Annotated in this window: 16 protein-coding genes; 15 read left to right on the top strand and 1 reads right to left on the bottom strand. The window is 62.0% G+C overall.

From position 1 onward, the window contains the following. Positions 1–131 precede the first annotated feature (131 nt). The 12 genes from mraZ to murB are packed head-to-tail and all read left to right on the top strand — an operon-like array spanning position 132 to position 13,998. Positions 132–569, top strand: a complete 438-nt coding sequence (gene mraZ, locus FFR93_RS10385) for a division/cell wall cluster transcriptional repressor MraZ (protein WP_064706127.1) — start codon at positions 132–134, stop codon at positions 567–569. A gap of 17 nt (positions 570–586) precedes the next feature. Next, entirely contained in the window at positions 587–1,612 is a 1,026-nt protein-coding gene (rsmH, locus tag FFR93_RS10390; protein ID WP_138393156.1) for a 16S rRNA (cytosine(1402)-N(4))-methyltransferase RsmH, read from the top strand. 1 nt (position 1,613) lies between these two features. Beyond that, complete coding sequence (locus FFR93_RS10395) at positions 1,614–2,066, top strand: hypothetical protein (protein WP_064705597.1); 453 nt, start codon at positions 1,614–1,616, stop codon at positions 2,064–2,066. Next, entirely contained in the window at positions 2,066–3,823 is a 1,758-nt protein-coding gene (locus tag FFR93_RS10400; RefSeq protein ID WP_138393157.1) for a penicillin-binding protein 2, read from the top strand. Before FFR93_RS10395 ends, FFR93_RS10400 begins: the two co-directional genes overlap by 1 nt. A gap of 6 nt (positions 3,824–3,829) precedes the next feature. Then, a complete protein-coding gene (locus FFR93_RS10405) occupies positions 3,830–5,350 on the top strand; it encodes a UDP-N-acetylmuramoyl-L-alanyl-D-glutamate--2,6-diaminopimelate ligase (protein ID WP_064705595.1) in 1,521 nt (506 codons plus the stop codon). After that, positions 5,347–6,786 (top strand): UDP-N-acetylmuramoylalanyl-D-glutamyl-2,6-diaminopimelate--D-alanyl-D-alanine ligase, encoded by a 1,440-nt coding sequence (locus FFR93_RS10410; RefSeq protein WP_138393158.1) that lies wholly within the window; start codon positions 5,347–5,349, stop codon positions 6,784–6,786. Before FFR93_RS10405 ends, FFR93_RS10410 begins: the two co-directional genes overlap by 4 nt. Before the next feature lie 21 nt (positions 6,787–6,807). Further along, complete coding sequence (gene mraY, locus FFR93_RS10415) at positions 6,808–7,908, top strand: phospho-N-acetylmuramoyl-pentapeptide-transferase (protein ID WP_004668823.1); 1,101 nt, start codon at positions 6,808–6,810, stop codon at positions 7,906–7,908. Positions 7,909–7,915: 7 nt separating this feature from the next. Continuing rightward, positions 7,916–9,328, top strand: a complete 1,413-nt coding sequence (murD, locus tag FFR93_RS10420; protein WP_138393159.1) for a UDP-N-acetylmuramoyl-L-alanine--D-glutamate ligase — start codon at positions 7,916–7,918, stop codon at positions 9,326–9,328. 1 nt (position 9,329) lies between these two features. Further along, positions 9,330–10,484: a putative lipid II flippase FtsW gene (gene ftsW / locus FFR93_RS10425; protein ID WP_064705592.1), complete on the top strand. Its 1,155-nt coding sequence runs from the start codon at positions 9,330–9,332 to the stop codon at positions 10,482–10,484. A 6-nt stretch (positions 10,485–10,490) separates the two neighbouring features. Continuing rightward, the gene (gene murG, locus FFR93_RS10430) at positions 10,491–11,615 is read left to right on the top strand and encodes an undecaprenyldiphospho-muramoylpentapeptide beta-N-acetylglucosaminyltransferase (RefSeq protein ID WP_064711545.1); all 1,125 of its coding nucleotides are present in this window, start codon (positions 10,491–10,493) and stop codon (positions 11,613–11,615) included. Continuing rightward, the gene (gene murC, locus FFR93_RS10435) at positions 11,612–13,027 is read left to right on the top strand and encodes a UDP-N-acetylmuramate--L-alanine ligase (RefSeq protein ID WP_138393160.1); all 1,416 of its coding nucleotides are present in this window, start codon (positions 11,612–11,614) and stop codon (positions 13,025–13,027) included. Before murG ends, murC begins: the two co-directional genes overlap by 4 nt. After that, positions 13,024–13,998 carry a UDP-N-acetylmuramate dehydrogenase gene (gene murB, locus FFR93_RS10440; protein ID WP_064705589.1) on the top strand — a complete coding sequence of 325 codons (975 nt, stop codon included), beginning with the start codon at positions 13,024–13,026 and terminating at the stop codon, positions 13,996–13,998. Before murC ends, murB begins: the two co-directional genes overlap by 4 nt. A gap of 3 nt (positions 13,999–14,001) precedes the next feature. On the opposite strand, the gene FFR93_RS10445 is transcribed toward murB, so the two are convergent. Next, the gene (locus tag FFR93_RS10445) at positions 14,002–14,931 is read right to left on the bottom strand and encodes an SDR family oxidoreductase (RefSeq protein ID WP_138393161.1); all 930 of its coding nucleotides are present in this window, start codon (positions 14,929–14,931) and stop codon (positions 14,002–14,004) included. 440 nt (positions 14,932–15,371) lie between these two features. On the opposite strand from FFR93_RS10445, the gene FFR93_RS10450 reads away from it, so the two are divergent. From FFR93_RS10450 to ftsA, 3 genes are read left to right on the top strand one after another with little or no spacing between them, the layout of a single operon-like run. Then, positions 15,372–16,298, top strand: coding sequence for a D-alanine--D-alanine ligase (locus tag FFR93_RS10450; RefSeq protein WP_064711548.1), 927 nt, complete (start codon positions 15,372–15,374; stop codon positions 16,296–16,298). Then, positions 16,286–17,218 carry a cell division protein FtsQ/DivIB gene (locus FFR93_RS10455; protein ID WP_064705586.1) on the top strand — a complete coding sequence of 311 codons (933 nt, stop codon included), beginning with the start codon at positions 16,286–16,288 and terminating at the stop codon, positions 17,216–17,218. Before FFR93_RS10450 ends, FFR93_RS10455 begins: the two co-directional genes overlap by 13 nt. After that, positions 17,215–18,546: a cell division protein FtsA gene (gene ftsA / locus FFR93_RS10460; protein WP_004668807.1), complete on the top strand. Its 1,332-nt coding sequence runs from the start codon at positions 17,215–17,217 to the stop codon at positions 18,544–18,546. Before FFR93_RS10455 ends, ftsA begins: the two co-directional genes overlap by 4 nt. Positions 18,547–18,549 lie beyond the last annotated feature (3 nt).

The raw sequence follows: 18,549 nt of genomic DNA on the forward strand, positions 1-18,549 counted from the left end.
CAAAGGCGCCTTCCTCTCTGGAAGCGTCGGGTGGGAATTAGCTCATCCGGCTTGCGAAGCTGTGCCTGATATTGGGGGTTTCGGGCATTTGAATGATGTCCGGATCCCTACGGAAACGGATGTTTCGTGTCATGAGCCGCTTCCTTTCGAATGCGACCAACAGGATCGACGCCAAAGGCAGGGTTTCCGTACCTTCGGTTTTCCGTTCCGTGCTGGCGCAGCGCAATGTCCAGGAGCTCTATTGCTTCCAGGACTTTGTGTTTCCGGCGATCAGTGTCGGCGGCCCGGATCTTCTCGAAAGGTTCGAGCGGCAGATCGCTGCGGAGGATCCGTTTTCGCCGGATGCGAACGAGATGTCGCTTCTCATTCACGGAGGCGGGGTCTTCATGAAGCTCGATGCCGAGGGGCGGCTGATGGTCACGGACTTCATCCGCGACTTCACCGGCATCTCGGACGAAGTGACCTTCGTCGGTCGAGCGGATCATTTTCAGCTCTGGCAGCCGCAGACATTTTCAGCGGCGCAGGCGCAGGCACGAGGGGAGCGCAAGCTGGCGGGCAAGCGTTCCTGAAAGAACGAGGGAACGGAATGGTGGCGAATCCTGGCGGAGGTTCAACTGATGCCGGTGGCGGACCGGTTCGTCACATTCCTGTTCTTCTCGGTGAAGTCCTCGCCGCGCTGGCGCCTGCACCCGGCAAGCTCATCCTTGATGGTACATTCGGTGCGGGCGGTTATAGCTCGGCCATCCTTGCGGCCGGCGCTGAAGTGATCGCGCTTGATCGCGATCCCAGCGCGATTGCCGCCGGCCAGGCGATGGTTGCCGCCCATGCTGGTCGCCTCCGGCTCATTCATTCGCAATTCTCGAACCTTGCCGATCATGCGCCGCAGGGCGGGCTCGACGGCATCGTCCTCGATATCGGCGTCTCCTCCATGCAGATCGACGAGCCCAAGCGCGGCTTCTCCTTCCAAAAAAGCGGGCCGCTCGACATGCGCATGTCGGCGACCGGCGTTTCCGCCGCCGACGTCGTCAACCGCGCCAAGGTCGCGGACCTGATCCGCATCTTCCATTTTCTCGGCGAGGAGAACCAGGCGCCGCGAATCGCGCATGCGATCGAGAAGCGGCGCGAGGAAAAGCCCTTCGAAACGACGCGCGATCTTGCTGGTCTCATCGAGCTGGTCACTCCGCGCAAGATGAAAGACAAGATCCATCCCGCGACGCGGGTTTTTCAAGCCCTGCGCATTTTCGTCAATGACGAGCTCGGGGAATTGGCGCAGGCATTGTTTGCGGCGGAACGAGCGCTGAAGCCGGGCGGGCGGCTCGTCGTCGTCACCTTTCATTCGCTCGAAGACCGCATCGTCAAGAAATTCTTCTCCGATCGCGCCGGCAAGGCGACGGGCTCGCGGCACCTGCCGGCCGCGCATCAGCGGGCGGCGACGTTCACTGTGATCGGCAAGACGATGGTTTCGGCAAGCGAGGCGGAGGCTGAAGCCAATCCGCGCGCCCGCTCCGCCAAGCTGCGCGCCGGTCTGCGGACGGACGCCGCCGCCGAGGCCGCGGATATGTCGCTCTTCGGGTTTCCCAATCTTGCCACTCTCGGAAAGCTTGGAGGTTGACATGCTGAAAACGTTCGATCTCGTGCTCATCGGCGTGATGACGGCAGCTGCCGCCGTCACCTACACGATCAAGCATCGCGCCGAATTGAAGCTCGAGGAGGTTCATCGCCTCGAAGCCGAGATCAAACTCGAGAAAGATACGATAGACCTTCTCAAGGCTGACTGGGCACTGCAATCGCAGCCGAACCGGCTGGAGCGGCTGGTCAATGCCTATAATGCGGAGTTGCAGTTGCAGCCGACGGATTCGACGGCCCTCGTGCACGCTAGGGAATTGCCGATGCTGAAATCCGAGGTTCCCGTCCCCGACGTGACAGAGGCCAAAGCCGGTGCGAAGGGCGCGACCGTCACGGCCAAAGCGCAGCCCGTGCCGACGCCCGCGCCACGCGGCTCAGGACAGCAGCGCGGCTTGGTGCAGGATGAAGCAGACGAGATCGAAACGGGGTCGGTGGAATAATGTCGTTTCTTTCCCGCATCATGGTCTTGAAGAGCCAGGCGCATTTCTCCGCCGGCGTCTATAATCGCTTCGGCGGTCCTTCCGCCGGCGTAGCCATCGAGGGGTCCCGCAAGAGGAAGTCGGGGCAGGCAAAAAGCCGGGTAGGGCTGCTGATCCTTGGCTTCATGGGTGTCTATGTCGTCATCGGCGGCCGTCTCGTCGAATATGCCATGAAGGATCAGGAGGTGGTCTCCAGCATCCTGCCCCCCGACCGCTTGATGGCCTCGCGTCCCGATATTCTCGATCGCAACGGCGAGGTGCTGGCAACCGACATCCGGACGGTCTCGCTGTTTGCCGAGCCGAACAAGATCGTGGACGTCGACGAGGCCGTGGAGAAGCTTGCAACTGTTCTGCCGGAGCTCGATGTCAGAGACACCTATAAGAAGCTCTCTGTCAAGACCTCGCATTTTGCCTGGCTGCGCCGGCAGCTGACGCCGAAGCAGCAAAGTCAGATCCTGGCGCTCGGCATTCCGGGCATCGGCTTTCGGCCGGAGAAGCGTCGCTTCTATCCGGGCGGGCCGACCGCCGCGCATATTCTCGGCTACGTCAACATCGACAACCGCGGTGTAGCCGGCATGGAGAAATTTATCGACGACCAGGGGCTTGCCGATCTCGCCTCGGTCGGCATGACAAGCGACCAGCCGCTGGAGCCGGTGCGTCTGTCGATCGATCTGCGTGTGCAGAACATCGTTCGCGATGCGGTCGTCAATGCCGTCAACAACTTCCAGTCCAAGGGCGCGGGCGCGGCTGTTATCGACGTGCACACCGGGGAGGTGCTCGGCATGGCATCGGCACCCGATTTCGATCCGAACAATCCACAGGAGGGCGCCAAGGAAGGCTGGCTCAACCGGATGACCAACGGTACCTTCGAAATGGGATCGACCTTCAAGACCTTCTCGCTGGCCATGGCGCTCGACAGCGGCAAGGTGAAGATGTCGGACACATTCGACGCCAGCAAGCCGATCTATATCGGCGGCTTCACCATCCACGACTTTCACGGGCAGCGCCGCTGGCTGACAGTTCCCGAAATCTTCCAGTATTCCTCGAACATCGGCACGGCGCGCGTCATCGATCTCGTCGGCATCGACTCGCAGAAGGACTATCTGACCAAGCTCGGCCTCTTGACGAAGATGCAGACCGAGTTGCCGGAAGTGAAGATGCCGAGCCAACCGCGCGTCTGGAAGAAAATCAATTCGATCACGATTTCCTTCGGCCACGGCGTTTCGACGACCGCGCTGCAGACCGGGATGGCGGCGGCTGCCCTCGTCAACGGCGGCAAGCTGATCGAACCGACATTCCTGCCGCGCACGCGCGAACAGGCCGATCAGATCGCCAAGCAGGTCCTCAAGAAGTCGACCAGCGACGAAGTCCGCTACCTCCTCGATTTCAACGGTTACAAGGGGTCCGGCCGCGTCGCCCGCGTGCCGGGCTTTGGCGTCGGCAGCAAGACCGGTACGGCGGACAAGGTGGTAAACGGGCGTTATTCCTCGACGCTGAACTTCAATTCCTTCATCGCCGCCTTCCCGATCGATAATCCCAGATATGCCGTTATCACCTTCTGCGACGAGCCGAAAACAGGCGAAAAGCAATATGGCGGAACACTCTCCGCCGGTACGGCCGGTCCGATTGCCCGTGATATCATCCGCCGCGCCGCCCCCATTCTCGGCATCGAGCCGAAATTTGGTGAGGGCGGATCGGCCTTGCTGGTGTCTTATTGAGCGTGAATGAATATCGGCGCCGATTCGCGAGGGGTGAACCGGCTTCAACAGAGAAAAGTGCGTTCGATGAAATTGCGAGACCTGGCCGGAGATCAGTTTCCGGAACTTGAAGCACAACTCGAAGGCCCGGCAGGCTTGCTTGATATCTCAGGCCTGTCTTCGGACAGCCGCAAGGTGGAACCGGGCAATGCCTTCGTGGCGGTCGCCGGCACCAAGGCGGACGGCGCCGGCTTCATCGCGGATGCCGTCGGCCGTGGGGCCGCCGTCGCGATCGCCTCCCAGGCTGTCGATGCTCCCATCCCGGTGCTTGCGGTCAAGGAGCCGCGGCGCTTCCTTTCCATCGCTGCCTCACGTTTTTACGGCAGGCAGCCCGAGACGATAGTCGCCGTCACCGGCACGGCCGGCAAGACTTCCGTCGCCTCTTTCACCCGCCAGATCTGGGCGCACGCCGGTCATGCGGCCGCGATGATCGGCACAACAGGTGTCGTTTCGCCGACGCGCAACGAATATGGCGCGCTGACGACGCCGGATCCGGTGTCGCTGCACAAACTGCTGGCGGAGCTTGCCGACGAGGGTGTTACGCACGCCTCGATGGAGGCTTCCAGCCACGGCCTGGACCAGTGCCGTCTCGACGGTGTCAGGCTCGCCGCCGCGGCCTTCACCAATCTCGGCCGCGACCACATGGATTACCATCCGACCGTCGAGGCCTATATGGCCGCAAAGATGCGGCTTTTCGATACGCTGCTGCCGAAGGCCTCACCGGCGGTCGTCTTCGCGGACGATCCGTGGTCGGCGCAGGCCATCAAGGCGGCGGCCGATGCCGGTCATGACGTCCGCACCGTTGGACGCAAGGGCCAGTACCTCTCGCTGAAACGCGTTGAGCATTTCCGCCACAAGCAGACAGCGGAGATCCATATCGGCGACGAGATCTTCGAGGTGGACATTCCGCTGGCCGGCGATTTTCAGGTTGCCAACGCGCTGGTGGCGGCAGGACTGGCCATGTCCACAGGAGTCGAGCCGAAGGCCGTGATGGCGGCGCTCGAGAAACTGGTCGGCGCATCCGGCCGCCTCGAACTGGTCGGCCATACCAAAGACGGCGCACTCGCCTATGTCGATTATGCCCATAAGCCGGATGCGCTGGAAAATGTGCTGAATTCGGTGAGGCCCTTCACCACCGGCCGCGTCGTCGTCGTCTTCGGCTGCGGTGGCGACCGCGACCGCGGCAAGCGGCCGATCATGGGCGAAATCGCCTGCCGTCTTGCCGATGTCGTCATCGTCACCGACGACAATCCGCGTTCGGAGGAGCCGGCTGCAATCCGGGCGGAGATTATGGCAGCAGCAAGCTGCGCCTCCGAGATCGGCGATCGCGCCACGGCAATCCGCGACGCGGTCGGTATGCTGAAATCCGGCGACACGTTGATCGTTGCCGGCAAGGGGCACGAGGAGGGGCAGACGGTCGGTGCCGTCACGCTGCCGTTCTCCGATCACGCGGAGGTGCGCAAGGCCTTGGAGGAACTGAAATCTTGAGCTGGCTCTGGACGACCGAAGACATGATCGCAGCGATGGCGGGGCGCCCTTTCGGCACGCCGCCCGAAGGCATCACCGGCATTTCCATCGACAGCCGTTCGATCGGTGCCGGCGAGGCCTTCTTTGCAATCAAAGGCGACCGTGTCGACGGTCACGACTATGCGTCGATGGCGATGGCGAACGGCGCCTCTCTGCTCGTCGTCAGCGAAGCGAGGCTTCCCGCTCTCGGCCGCCTGACGGTACCGATGATCGTCGTCGACGACGTGCTGGCGGCGCTCGGCCGTCTGGGGCAGGCTTCGCGTGAGCGCTCGCGGGCAAAAATCATTGCCGTCACCGGTTCTGTCGGCAAGACGACGACCAAGGAAATGCTGCGGCATGTGCTGTCGCCCTCCGGCAGGGTGCATGCCTCCGTCGCTTCCTTCAACAATCATTGGGGCGTTCCGCTGACGCTGGCGCGCATGCCTGATGATGCGGATTACGGCGTCTTCGAAGTTGGGATGAATCATCCCGGCGAGATCCGGCCGCTGGTGGCGATGATCCGTCCCCATGTCGCCGTCATTACGACGATTGCGCCGGCGCATCTCGGCAATTTCAAGAACATCAAGGAGATCGCTGCCGCCAAGGCGGAGATCTTCGAAGGGCTCGAGCCCGGCGGCCATGTCGTGCTCAACCGCGACAACGACCAGTTCAATTTCCTCGATCGAACTGCGCAGTCGCTCGGCATCGAACATATTCATTCCTTCGGCCAGCATGCCAAGGCGGAATTCCGGCTCGCGGAGTTCAACGGCGCGGACGAGAATTCGACACTGTGGCTGACGATTGGCGGCGAGACGCTGGAAGTCGCTATCGGTGCCCCGGGCCGCCATATCGCTGAAAACGCGCTCGCGGCCCTCGGTGTCGTCACGATCGTCGGCGCCGACCTCCAAAAGGCGATCGCGGCGCTTGCGACGCTGAAGCCTGAAAAGGGTAGGGGCAAACGCCACCGGCTCTCGATCGGCGGCGGTAACGGCAGCTTCACCCTGATCGACGAGAGCTACAATGCCAATCCCGCCTCGATGCGAGCGGCGATCGCACTGCTCGCGGCTGCTGAGCCGAGCGGCCGCGGACGCCGTATCGCTGTGCTCGGAGACATGCTCGAGATGGGCGAGTATGCTGAGAAGGTCCATGCCGATCTAGCCGGGCCGTTGCTTGCCGCAGGCATCGAACATGTGTGGCTCGCAGGCGCCGATATGGCCGCACTCAGGGAATCACTGCCGGAAAGCGTTCATGTCGAATACCGCGAGAAGACCGGCGAATTGACGGACTATGTATTGGAATCGGTCCTCCCAGGCGACGTGGTGATGGTGAAATCGTCTCTGGGCCTCGGTTTCGGCAAGATCGTCGCCGCGCTTCTTGACAAGTTCCCGGCATTTTCCGACACGCAACGCGAACTTTGACCGGGTAACAAGGGGCCCTGAATGCTGATCTGGCTTGTCGAACTGTCGGAATATTTCAAGTTTCTGAACCTGTTCAGATATATTACCTTCCGCACGGGCGCCGCTCTCTTCACCTCCGCATTGATCGTGTTCCTGTTCGGGCCGACGATCATCAATTCGCTGCGCATCCGCCAAGGCAAGGGCCAGCCGATCCGCGCCGACGGGCCGCAGACGCATTTCAAGAAGGCCGGTACGCCGACCATGGGCGGGCTGATGATTCTTGCCGGCATCGTCGGCGCATCGCTGCTTTGGGCCGATCTTTCCAACGTTTATGTCGTCGCCACGCTGCTGGTGACGCTGGGCTTCGGCGCGATCGGCTTTTACGACGATTATCTCAAGGTGACCAAGCAGAGCCATAAGGGCTTTTCCGGGAAGGCTCGCCTCGGCATCGAGTTCATCATCGCCGGCATCGCCGTTTACTTCATGATGCGTACCGCCCTTGCCTCGGGGACTGCCGGCTCGACCTTCGGTTCCTCGATCGCCTTTCCCTTCTTCAAGGACTTCCTGATCAATCTCGGCATCATGTTCGTCGTCTTCGGCGGCTTCGTCATCGTCGGCGCCGGCAATGCCGTCAACCTCACAGACGGCCTCGACGGCCTCGCCATCGTGCCTGTCATGATCGCCGCCGCCTCCTTCGGCGTCATCGCCTATCTTGCCGGTAACGTAGTCTTTGCAAACTACCTGCAGATCAATTTCGTGCCCGGCACCGGTGAGCTTGCCGTCGTGCTCGGCGCCGTCATCGGCGCCGGCCTCGGCTTCCTCTGGTTCAATGCGCCGCCGGCCGCTATCTTCATGGGAGATACGGGCTCGCTTGCGCTTGGCGGTACCATCGGTACCGTCGCCGTCGCCACCAAGCACGAGATCGTCATGGCGATCATCGGCGGGCTCTTCGTCATGGAGACGCTTTCTGTCATTATCCAGGTCGGCTTCTTCAAGATGACCGGCCGGCGCGTCTTCCTGATGGCGCCGATCCATCATCACTTCGAGAAGAAGGGCTGGACCGAGAGCCAGGTGGTGATCCGTTTCTGGATTATCGCGGTGGGTCTTGCCCTGCTCGGCCTTTCGACGCTGAAGCTCAGGTGAGGCGGCGATGATCCCGGTCACGACGCTCAAGGATAAGAAGGTCGCGCTCTTCGGGCTCGGCGGCTCGGGTTTTGCCACAGCCCGCGCGTTGATATCAGGCGGCGCCGAGGTAACCGCCTGGGACGACAATCCCGACAGCGTCGCCAAGGCTTCGGCGGAAGGCATCAGGACTGAGGATCTGCACAGCATCGACTGGAGCCAGCAGGCGCTGTTCGTCCTGTCGCCGGGTGTGCCGCTCACCCATCCGAAGCCGCACTGGACGGTGGACCTGGCGCGCGCGGCCGGTGTCGATATTGTCGGCGACGTCGAGCTCTTCGTGCGCGAGCGCCGCGCCCATGCGCCGGATTGCCCGTTCATCGCCATAACGGGCACCAACGGCAAATCGACGACGACGGCGCTGATCGCCCACATCCTGAATTCGGCTGGCTACGACACGCAACTCGGCGGCAATATCGGCACTGCGGTGCTGACGCTCGATCCGCCGAAGGCGGGGCGTTATTTCGTAGTCGAATGCTCTTCCTATCAGATCGATCTGGCGCCGACGCTCAACCCGTCGGCCGGCATCCTTCTCAACCTGACGCCCGATCATCTCGACCGTCACGGCACGATGCAGCATTATGCCGATGTCAAGGAAAGACTGGTTGCGGGCAGCGATGTCGCTGTCGTCGGCATCGATGACAGCCATTCGGCTCTGATTGCCGACCGCGTCGAGCGGGCCGGCGTCAAGGTGGTCCGCATCTCGCGTCGGAGTGTAGTGGCCGAGGGTATCTATGCCGAGGGCGCGAAGCTGATACAGGCCGCCGGCGGCGCCATGCTGCCCTTCGCGGATCTCGACGGCATTCAGACGCTGCGCGGCAGCCACAACGCTCAGAACGCCGCTGCAGCCGTTGCTGCCTGCCTTGCCGTCGGGGTCTTAGCTGACGACATCCGCGCCGGCCTGGCCTCGTTCCCCGGCCTGAAACACCGCATGCAACCTGTCGGCAAACGAGGTCGAGTCGTCTTCGTCAACGATTCCAAGGCGACGAATGCCGACGCGGCGGCACCGGCGCTTTCGAGCTACGATCGCATCTACTGGATTGCCGGCGGTCTGCCGAAATCCGGCGGCATCACGACGCTCGCTCCTTATTTTCCGCGCATCGCCAAGGCCTATCTGATCGGCGAGGCAGCCGCCGAGTTCGCAGCCACTCTCGGCGAAGCAGTGCCTTACGAGATTTCGGGGACGTTGGAGCGCGCGGTCGCGCATGCGGCGGCCGATGCGGAGCGCGACGAGAGCGGTTCCTCGGCCGTGATGTTATCCCCGGCTTGCGCAAGCTTCGACCAGTATAAGAACTTCGAAGTCAGGGGCGATGCCTTCGTCAGCCACGTGGCGGCACTTGACGGAATGACGATGCTGATCGGTCCTGCAACAGGAGAGAAATGACATGGTAAGCCGCGCGGAACGTGGGCCTTTGGCCGATTGGTTCTGGACCATCGACCGCTTCTTCCTGGCGATGTTCATCTTCCTGATGGGCATCGGCTTCATGCTGTCGTTTGCGGCATCTCCAGCTGTTGCCGAGCGCATCGGCCTCGAACCCTTCCACTTCGTCAAGCGCCATGCAGCCTTCATGATCCCCTCGATCGCCGTCATGCTCGGACTGTCCTTCCTGACGCCGCGCCAGGTGAGGCGGACCGCAATCCTGCTTTTGATCATCTCGCTCGCGATGATGGTGCTGGTGTTGTTCGTCGGACAGGAGGTCAAAGGTGGAAGACGCTGGATATGGATCGCCGGACTTTCCATCCAGCCTTCGGAATTCATGAAGCCCGCCTTCGTCGTTGTCTGCGCCTGGCTGTTTGCCGAACATGCGCGCCAGCCTGAGATCCCCGGCAATCTCTTCGCCATCATCCTGTTCGGCATTGTCGCCGCGCTTCTCGTCGCGCAGCCCGACCTCGGCCAGACCATCCTGACGACAGCCGTCTGGGGAGGCATGTTCTTCATGGCCGGCATGCCGTGGATATGGATCGTGCTGCTCGGTATTGGCGGTGCAGGCGGCCTGCTCAGCGCCTATTACGTCTTTCCACACGTTGCCGGCCGAATAGACAAGTTCATGACCGGTGAAGGCGACACTTTCCAGATCGACACGGCGCGCGAGGCGATCATCCGCGGCAGCTGGTTCGGTCAGGGACCGGGCGAAGGCATCGTCAAGCGCATCATCCCGGATGCGCATACCGACTTCATCTTTTCGGTCGCTGCCGAGGAGTTCGGCATCGTCTTCTGCATGGCGCTCGTCGCGCTGTTTTCCGCGTTGGTGCTGCGCGGTCTCTCGCATGCCTATCGCGAGCGCAATGATTTCAACCGTTTTGCCGTTGCGGGTCTTGTGCTGCAGATGGGCATCCAGTCGATCATCAATATAGGCGTCAATCTTGAGTTGCTGCCGGCAAAGGGGATGACGCTGCCGCTGATTTCCTACGGCGGTTCTTCCATGGTGGCGATCTGCGTTACCGCCGGCTTTATTCTGGCGCTGACGCGCCATCGCCCGGAAAAACGCGCGCAGGACCGGAGCCTCTTCCGCGTCCCGCACGGCATGCCCGCGGAGTAAGAGGTCATGAACAAAGGCATCGTGCTGCTTGCCGCCGGGGGGACCGGCGGCCACGTGTTCCCGGCGGAGGCGCTTGCCTTCAAGCTGAAGGAGCGTGGCTACTCGGTGCATCTTGTCACTGACAGCCGGGCGGAGCGTTATGCCGGCAAGTTCCCGGCCGAGGAAATCCATGTCGTGCCGTCGGCGACGATCGGCTCGAAGAACCCGGTCGCAGTCGCCCGCTCGCTGTGGACGCTGTGGAGTGGCATGCGGGCGGCCAAGAGGCTGATCCAGCGGCTGAAACCGGTGATCGTCGTCGGCTTCGGCGGATATCCCACCGTGCCGCCGCTGCTGGCCGCCACACGGCTCGGTGTCGCCTCAATGCTGCATGAGCAGAACGCCGTCATGGGGCGGGCCAATAAGGCCTTGGCTCCGCGCGTCAAGGCGATCGCCGGCGGCTTCCTGCCGGAAAGCGGCGATGCCTTTTCCGACAAGACGGTTGCAACCGGCAATCCGGTGCGTCCGGCGATCCTTGCCGCAGCCGAGCAGCCTTACGTTCCGTCGCATCCGGGCGAGCCATTCAATCTCGTCGTCTTCGGCGGCAGCCAGGGAGCGCAGTATTTTTCCAAGGCTATGCCGACGGCGATCAGCCTGCTCGACGATGGCTTGCGTGCAAGGCTCAGGGTGACGCAGCAGGTGCGCCCTGAGGATATGGAGATGGTCAGCGGCTGCGTCGCCAAGCTGGAGATGGGAGCCGATATCGCACCATTTTTCAACGATATGGCGGAACGTCTTGCCCAGGCACATCTGGTGATCTGCCGCTCCGGCGCCTCCACGGTCTCGGAAATTTCCGTCATCGGACGTCCGGCCATTCTGGTGCCCTATCCGCATGCGCTCGACCATGATCAGGCGGCAAACGCCGCCGCACTGGCTGCGACAGGCGGAGCGAAGGTGATCCCTCAGTCCGAGCTTTCGCCTGAACGGATCGCCTCTATACTGAGCCATGTGATGAACGATCCGGACAAGCTTTCGCACATGGCGGCGGCGGCGAAGCTCGCCGGAAAACCGGATGCGGCGAACTTGCTTGCCGACATGGTTGAGGCTATTGCCGCCGGCAAGACAGTCTCAGAATTCAAGAGGACACGCGCATGAAACTGCCGAAGGCGATCGGTCTCGTCCATTTCATCGGCATTGGCGGCATCGGCATGAGCGGCATTGCCGAAGTGCTGCACAATCTCGGCCATAAGGTGCAGGGATCGGACCAGTCAGACAGCGCCAATGTGCAGCGCCTCCGCGACAAGGGCATCGAAGTCTATGTCGGCCACCGGGCTGAAAACCTGGGTGAGGCTGAGGTCGTCGTCGTTTCTACGGCAATCAAGAAGAGCAATCCGGAACTCATCGCGGCGCGCGAAAAGCTGCTGCCGGTGGTGCGCCGCGCCGAAATGCTCGCCGAGCTGATGCGCTTCCGCAATGCGATCGCCATCGGCGGGACGCATGGCAAGACGACGACCACATCGCTGGTCGCGACCCTGCTCGAAGCCGGCGGGCTCGATCCGACCGTGATCAATGGTGGCATCATCAACGCCTACGGCACCAACGCCCGCATGGGCGAGGGCGAGTGGATGGTGGTCGAGGCCGACGAATCCGACGGCACCTTCCTCAAGCTGCCGGCCGATGTTGCCGTCATCACCAATATCGACCCGGAGCATCTCGACCATTACGGCAGTTTCGACGCCGTTCGCGCCGCCTTCCGGCAATTCGTCGAGAACGTACCGTTCTACGGCTTCGGCGTCATGTGCCTCGACCATCCCGAGGTGCAGTCGCTGGTCGGCCGCATCGAGGACCGCAAGATCATCACCTACGGCGAGAACCCGCAGGCCGACGTGCGTTTCAAGAATGTCCGCATCGACGGCACGCGCTCGATCTTCGACGTCGAGATTCGCCGCCGCCGCACCGGCCAGAGGACCGAGCTTAAGGGGCTGGTCATGCCGATGCCCGGGCGTCACAATATATCAAACGCCACGGCGGCGATCGCGGTCGCCAACCGGCTTGGTATATCGAGCGAAGATATCGCCAAGGGGCTTTCCTCCTTCGGCGGCGTCAAGCGCCGCTTCACGCTGACGGGCGAATGGAACGGGGTGCAAATCTTCGATGATTATGGCCACCATCCCGTGGAGATCAAGGCGGTGCTGAAGGCGGCCCGTGAAGCCTGCAAGGGGCGCATCATCGCCGTCCATCAGCCGCACCGTTACACGCGTCTGGCAAGCCTGTTCGAGGAATTCGCGGCCTGCTTCAACGATGCCGACAGCATCCTCCTTGCGCCCGTTTATGCGGCAGGCGAGGATGCGATCGAAGGTATCGACTCCATATCGCTCGTCTCGCGCATCAAATCAGGCGGCCATCGCGATGCCCGCTTCCTCGCTTCGGCGGAGCTTCTGCCGCAAATGGTTGCGGAGGTTGCAAAGCCAGGGGATTTCGTGGTTCTGTTGGGGGCTGGGAGCATCACATCATGGGCAGCAGCACTGCCCAAGCAACTGGAAGGCCTATCGGGAAAGTCCGCATGAAACAGGTGAATGGGGAAAAGCTTCTCGCGTCTCTCGGAGACGGTGTAAAGGATATCCGCGGCCGTATCACGCCGGATGCACCCATGGACCGTGTCACCTGGTTCAGGGCCGGCGGCCTGGCCGAACTGATGTTCCAGCCGCATGACGTCGATGATCTGATTGCCTTCCTGAAGATATTGCCGGAAGAGGTGCCGCTGACAGTGGTCGGCGTCGGTTCCAACATCCTGGTGCGCGACGGCGGTATTCCAGGCGTGGTGCTGCGTCTGTCGGCCAAGGGTTTCGGCTTCGTCGAGCTTGCCGGCGAAAACCGCATCCTCGCCGGCGCCATCTGCCCTGACAAACATGTCGCGGCGATGGCCATGGACAATGGCATCGGCGGCTTCCATTTCTTCTATGGCATCCCGGGCGGCATCGGCGGCGCGGCGCGAATGAATGCCGGCGCTAACGGCGTGGAGACGCGTGAGCGGCTGGTCGAGGTCAACGCCGTCGACCGCAAGGGCAACAAGCATGTGCTTTCCAATGCAGAAATGGGTTATTCCTACCGGCATTCAAAGGCACCCGCCGATCTGATCTTCACCTCGGTGCTGTTCGAGGGTTATCCGGAAGATCGCGCCCAGATCCGCGCCGAGATGGACGCTGTGCGCAATCACCGCGAGACGGTGCAGCCGGTTCGCGAAAAGACCGGCGGCTCGACCTTCAAGAACCCGCCGGGCCATTCGGCCTGGAAGCTGATTGACGAGGCAGGCTGCCGTGGCCTCGTCATCGGCGGAGCGCAGATGTCGTCGCTTCACTGCAATTTCATGATCAACATGGGGCAGGCGACCGGCTACGATCTCGAATATCTCGGCGAGCAGGTGCGCCGCGAGGTCTTCGAGAAAGAGGGCATCAAGCTCGAATGGGAAATCAAGCGCCTCGGCGTCTTCATGCCCGGTCGCGAAGTGCGCCCGTTCCAGGGCGTGACGAGCGAATAGCGGCTATTTCACTGCCAGTTTCAGCCCCTCGCGCGGGGCGACTACCGGTGACCAGCCGAGAATGTCGCGCGCCCGGGATGTGTCGACCTGCAGCGAACCGCAAAGGCGCTGATAGACGGCGTCCTTCCCAACCGCCTTCGCCGCCATGTGTAGCAGCGCAGGCGGGAAGGGGAGCAGTATCGGCTTGACGCCGAGGCCTGCGGCAATTCCCCTGATGAGCTCCGGCGTCGAGAGGTCTTCACCATCCCCGGCGAGGAAAGTCTCGCCCGCGGCGGCTGGATGAGTCGCGCCGGCGAGGATCAAATCCACGAGATTTTGCACTGCGACCAATGTGCGACGGTTCTTCAGCGAAGCGAAGGGAAGCGGCAGTTTCTTGCGGACAAGATTGACGAGCAGGGCGAAGTTGCCGCGCGCGCCGGGGCCATAGACCAGCGGCGGGCGGATGATGACAACTTCCATGCCGGTGCGCGCTGCGATTTCGCGCAGGCCAATTTCGCATTCCAGCTTCGAAATGCCGTAGGGATCGATCGGTTTCGGCGTGTCGTCGTGCCGGAATGGCCGATCGTTCTCTTCCCCGTTGACCTTGATGGTGCTAACGAAAACGAATCTCTTCACACCTGCGCGGGCGGCCTGTTCGGCGAGATTCAGCGTGGCGGCGGTGTTCGTTCGGCGGAATTCCGCAAGCGGATCGGCCGCGCGGTCGTTCATGATGTGAACGCGGGCGGCGAGATGGATGATGACATCGACGCCTTCAAGCGCTGCCACCCAGTCGGTGCCGTCGGTTATTTCAATCGGAAAATGCTCGACATCCGGCGGAAAGGCGGAGGTCTGGGATCTCGTGCTGGCCACAAGATCGCAATTTCTTTCTGCGTGCATCCGTTTGACGAGCGGTCTACCGACGAAGCCGGCCGCGCCGGTGACGAGGTATCGCATGATCTTCTCCCTGCTCAACCATAAGCCTTCGCTAACCGGAAGTGATATCGGCATCAATAAAAAAGCGGTAACGGCCGAGCGCCGCGGTTCTCTGCATTAATCAAGTCGAGGCGCGGGCCGCCGCCTCACTGTTGCCGGTATCTCACCGAGAGATGCGTGCGACTCCCTCGGTTGATTCCATCGCGGATGAGCTCGATTCCATATGTCATTGAGCGCATTGGCTTTTTCGATTCCGCCCAGGGTCATTCACGGGCGGGAAGGGCACAATGGGCAAAAGGTAAAAGTTCGCGAAGCTCGCGGCTAAGAATTAACGAAAGTAAACACTTCATTAACCATAATGATGCTCTAATGCATGTGAGGCCTGACAAAGGCGCGAAACGGCGCAGACAGCTTCGCGCAAGCGTCGATTTCAAAAGTGGAAGTTATTTTTGGGGGTGTTGATGAGTCGCAAGCATGTCGCGGTCCTGATGGGCGGGTTTTCCTCGGAAAGGCCTGTCAGCCTTTCCTCGGGAAAGGCTTGCGCAGAGGCCCTCGAAGCTGAAGGCTTCAGGGTGACGTGCATCGACGTCGCCCGCGACGTTTCAGAAAGGCTTGCCGAGCTGAAGCCCGACGTTGTCTTCAATGCGCTTCACGGACCGTTCGGTGAAGATGGCACCATCCAGGGCATTCTCGAATATCTCGAGATCCCCTATACGCATTCGGGGGTGCTTGCGTCGGCGCTGGCAATGGACAAGGCCAAGGCGAAGCGCGTTGCCGCCGCCGCCGGCATTCCCGTCGCCGAATCACAGGTGATCAACCGCTTCGCCTTTCCCTCGGCGCATCCGATGAAGCCTCCCTATGTAGTGAAGCCTGTCCGCGAGGGGTCCAGCTTCGGCGTCGTCATCGTCACTGAAGATCAGGCGCATCCGCCGCAGGTCGTCAGCTCGCCCGAGTGGCGCTATGGCGAGGAGGTGCTCGTGGAGCGCTATGTCTACGGTCGTGAGCTCACTTGCGGCGTCATGGGTGAGACTGCGCTCGGCGTCACTGAGGTGGTGCCGCAGGGACACAATTTTTATGATTACGATTCCAAGTATGCGGCGGGCGGTTCAAAACACGTCATCCCGGCGAAAATTTCACCGAATATTTACCAAAAAATACAAACACTGGCACTAAGGGCGCATCAGGCAATCGGTTGCCGCGGCGTCAGTCGGTCCGACTTTCGTTACGACGATCGTTTCTCCGAAGACGGCGAAATCATCTGGCTGGAGGTCAATACCCAGCCCGGCATGACTCCAACCTCGCTCGTGCCCGAAATGGCCGGTCATGCCGGCTATTCCTTTGGTCAGTTTCTCCGGTGGATGGTGGAGGACGCGTCTTGTTTGCGTTGAGGGTCAAGAGAATTGGGCGCCCCAGCCATCACGCCGTGCTTCCGGTCTTGGAAGCCGAAGAGCGATTCGTGCTGCCGCGTCCGCTGCGCCGCGTCACGCGTTTCCTGATCAGTCTCGGCAGTGGCCGCATCTATATCCCTGCTCATACGGGCACGGTGTCGGCGCTTGCCTTCCTGGCTGCGACCGGCCTCTACGGGATGTCGCTCGGCGGTCACACTGAAGCCGTCGCGCAGGCGACGACGACGGCCGCGGGCTTTGCGATCGAGGACGTAAAGGTTTCCGGCAATTCGGAAACATCGGAAATCGAAATCCTGCAACTGATCGGTCTCGACGGCACGACCTCGCTGGTCGCGCTCGACGTCGATGCGGCCCGCCGGAAGATTGCGCATCTTCCCTGGGTCGAGAATGTCGAGGTCCGCAAGATTTATCCGAAGACGATCGAGGTGAAGCTCAAGGAGCGCCAGGCCTATGCGATCTGGCAACACGGGCAGGAGCTTTCCCTGATCGAGAAGAACGGCAGCGTCATTGCGCCGCTGCGCGACAACAAGTTTTCGGCGCTGCCGCTCGTCGTCGGCCGCGACGCCGAGACCGCGGCGGCTTCGCTCGATGACGCCTTCTCGAAGTGGCCCGACGTGAAGGCCCGCGTCAAGGCTTATGTCTGGATATCGGGCCGTCGTTGGGATCTGCACATGGATAACGGCGTCATCGTCAAGCTGCCGGAAGACGGCATCGACCAGGCGCTGGCGACGCTTTCGAAGTTCGACAAGGAGCACCAGCTCCTGGAGCGGGATATCGCCGCGGTCGATCTGAGATTGCCGGACCGAACCGCAATCCAGCTGACGCCGGAAGCGGCGGTCCGCCGGCAGGCGGCGGTCACGGAGCGTACGAAGGAATTGAAGAAGTCGGGGCAGAATATATGAGCTTGTTCGGTTCATCCCATTTCGGACTGCCGCGCCTGAAGCCGCTCTCGTCGAAGCGGTCGCATATCGTTTCGGTGCTCGATATCGGCTCGACCAAGGTCGTCTGCATGATCGGCCGGCTGACGCCGCGCGAGGAAAGCCAGATCCTGCCGGGCCGCACGCACAATATCGAGATCATCGGTATCGGCCATCAGCGCTCCCGCGGTATCAAGACCGGCGTCATAGCCGATCTCGACGCGCTGGAGGGCGTCATCCGCCTTGCCGTCGACGCGGCGGAACGCATGGCCGGGCTGACGGTCGAGAGCCTGATCGTCAATCTCACGGCTGGCCGCCTCGGCAGCGACATCTATACCGCGACGATCGATCTCGGCGGTCAGGAAGTCGAGCTCAACGATCTGAAGAAAGTGCTGTCGGCTGCCTGCCAGCAGTCGCTGCGGCAGGACCGCTCGGTGCTGCATTCGTTGGCGACCGGCTTCTCGCTCGATGGCGAGCGCGGTATCCGCGATCCGCTCGCGATGTATGGCGATGCGCTCGGCGTCGACATGCACGTCGTGACGGCAGAGCGCTCGGCGCTCAAGAACCTCGAGCTCAGCGTCAACCGCGCACATCTGTCGGTCGAAGGCATTGTCGCGACGCCCTACGCATCGGGTCTTGCTGCTCTCGTCGACGACGAGGTCGAACTCGGTTGCGCGGCGATAGACATGGGTGGCGGCACGACGACGATCTCAGTGTTTGCCGAGGGCAAGCTCGTTCATACCGATGCCGTCGGTCTCGGCGGTCATCATGTCACCACCGACCTCGCGCGCGGCCTTTCGACCCGTATCGAAGATGCGGAGCGGCTGAAGGTCGTGCATGCCTCCGCGCTTTCGAATTCCTCCGATGAGCGCGAGCTGATTTCGATCCCGCCGATCGGTGAGGATGATCGCGATCAGCCGTCGCAGGTGCCGCGGGCGCTGGTTTCACGTATCGTCTCGGCGCGGATCGAGGAGACGATGGAGCTCATTCGCGACCGTATCCAGCGCTCCGGCTTCAGCCCGATCGTCGGAAAACGCGTCGTGCTGACCGGCGGAGCGAGCCAGCTGACCGGGCTTGCCGAAGTAGCGCGGCGCATTCTTGCCCGCAACGTCCGCATCGGCCGGCCGATGGGCGTTTCGGGGCTGCCGACGGCGGCCAAGGGCCCGGCTTTTTCGACGGCCGTCGGCCTGATGATCTATCCGCAGGTCGCGGACATGGAGACACATGCGTCACAGAGCGGTCTGCTCATGTCGCTTGGGGGAAATAACAGTCGCATAGCCCGGATGGGCCAGTGGCTGAAGGAAAGCTTCTGAAAT

Origin of the sequence: Rhizobium sp. MHM7A (genome assembly GCF_005862215.1) — a bacterium.
GTDB classification, from domain to species: Bacteria; Pseudomonadota; Alphaproteobacteria; order Rhizobiales; family Rhizobiaceae; genus Rhizobium; species Rhizobium bangladeshense.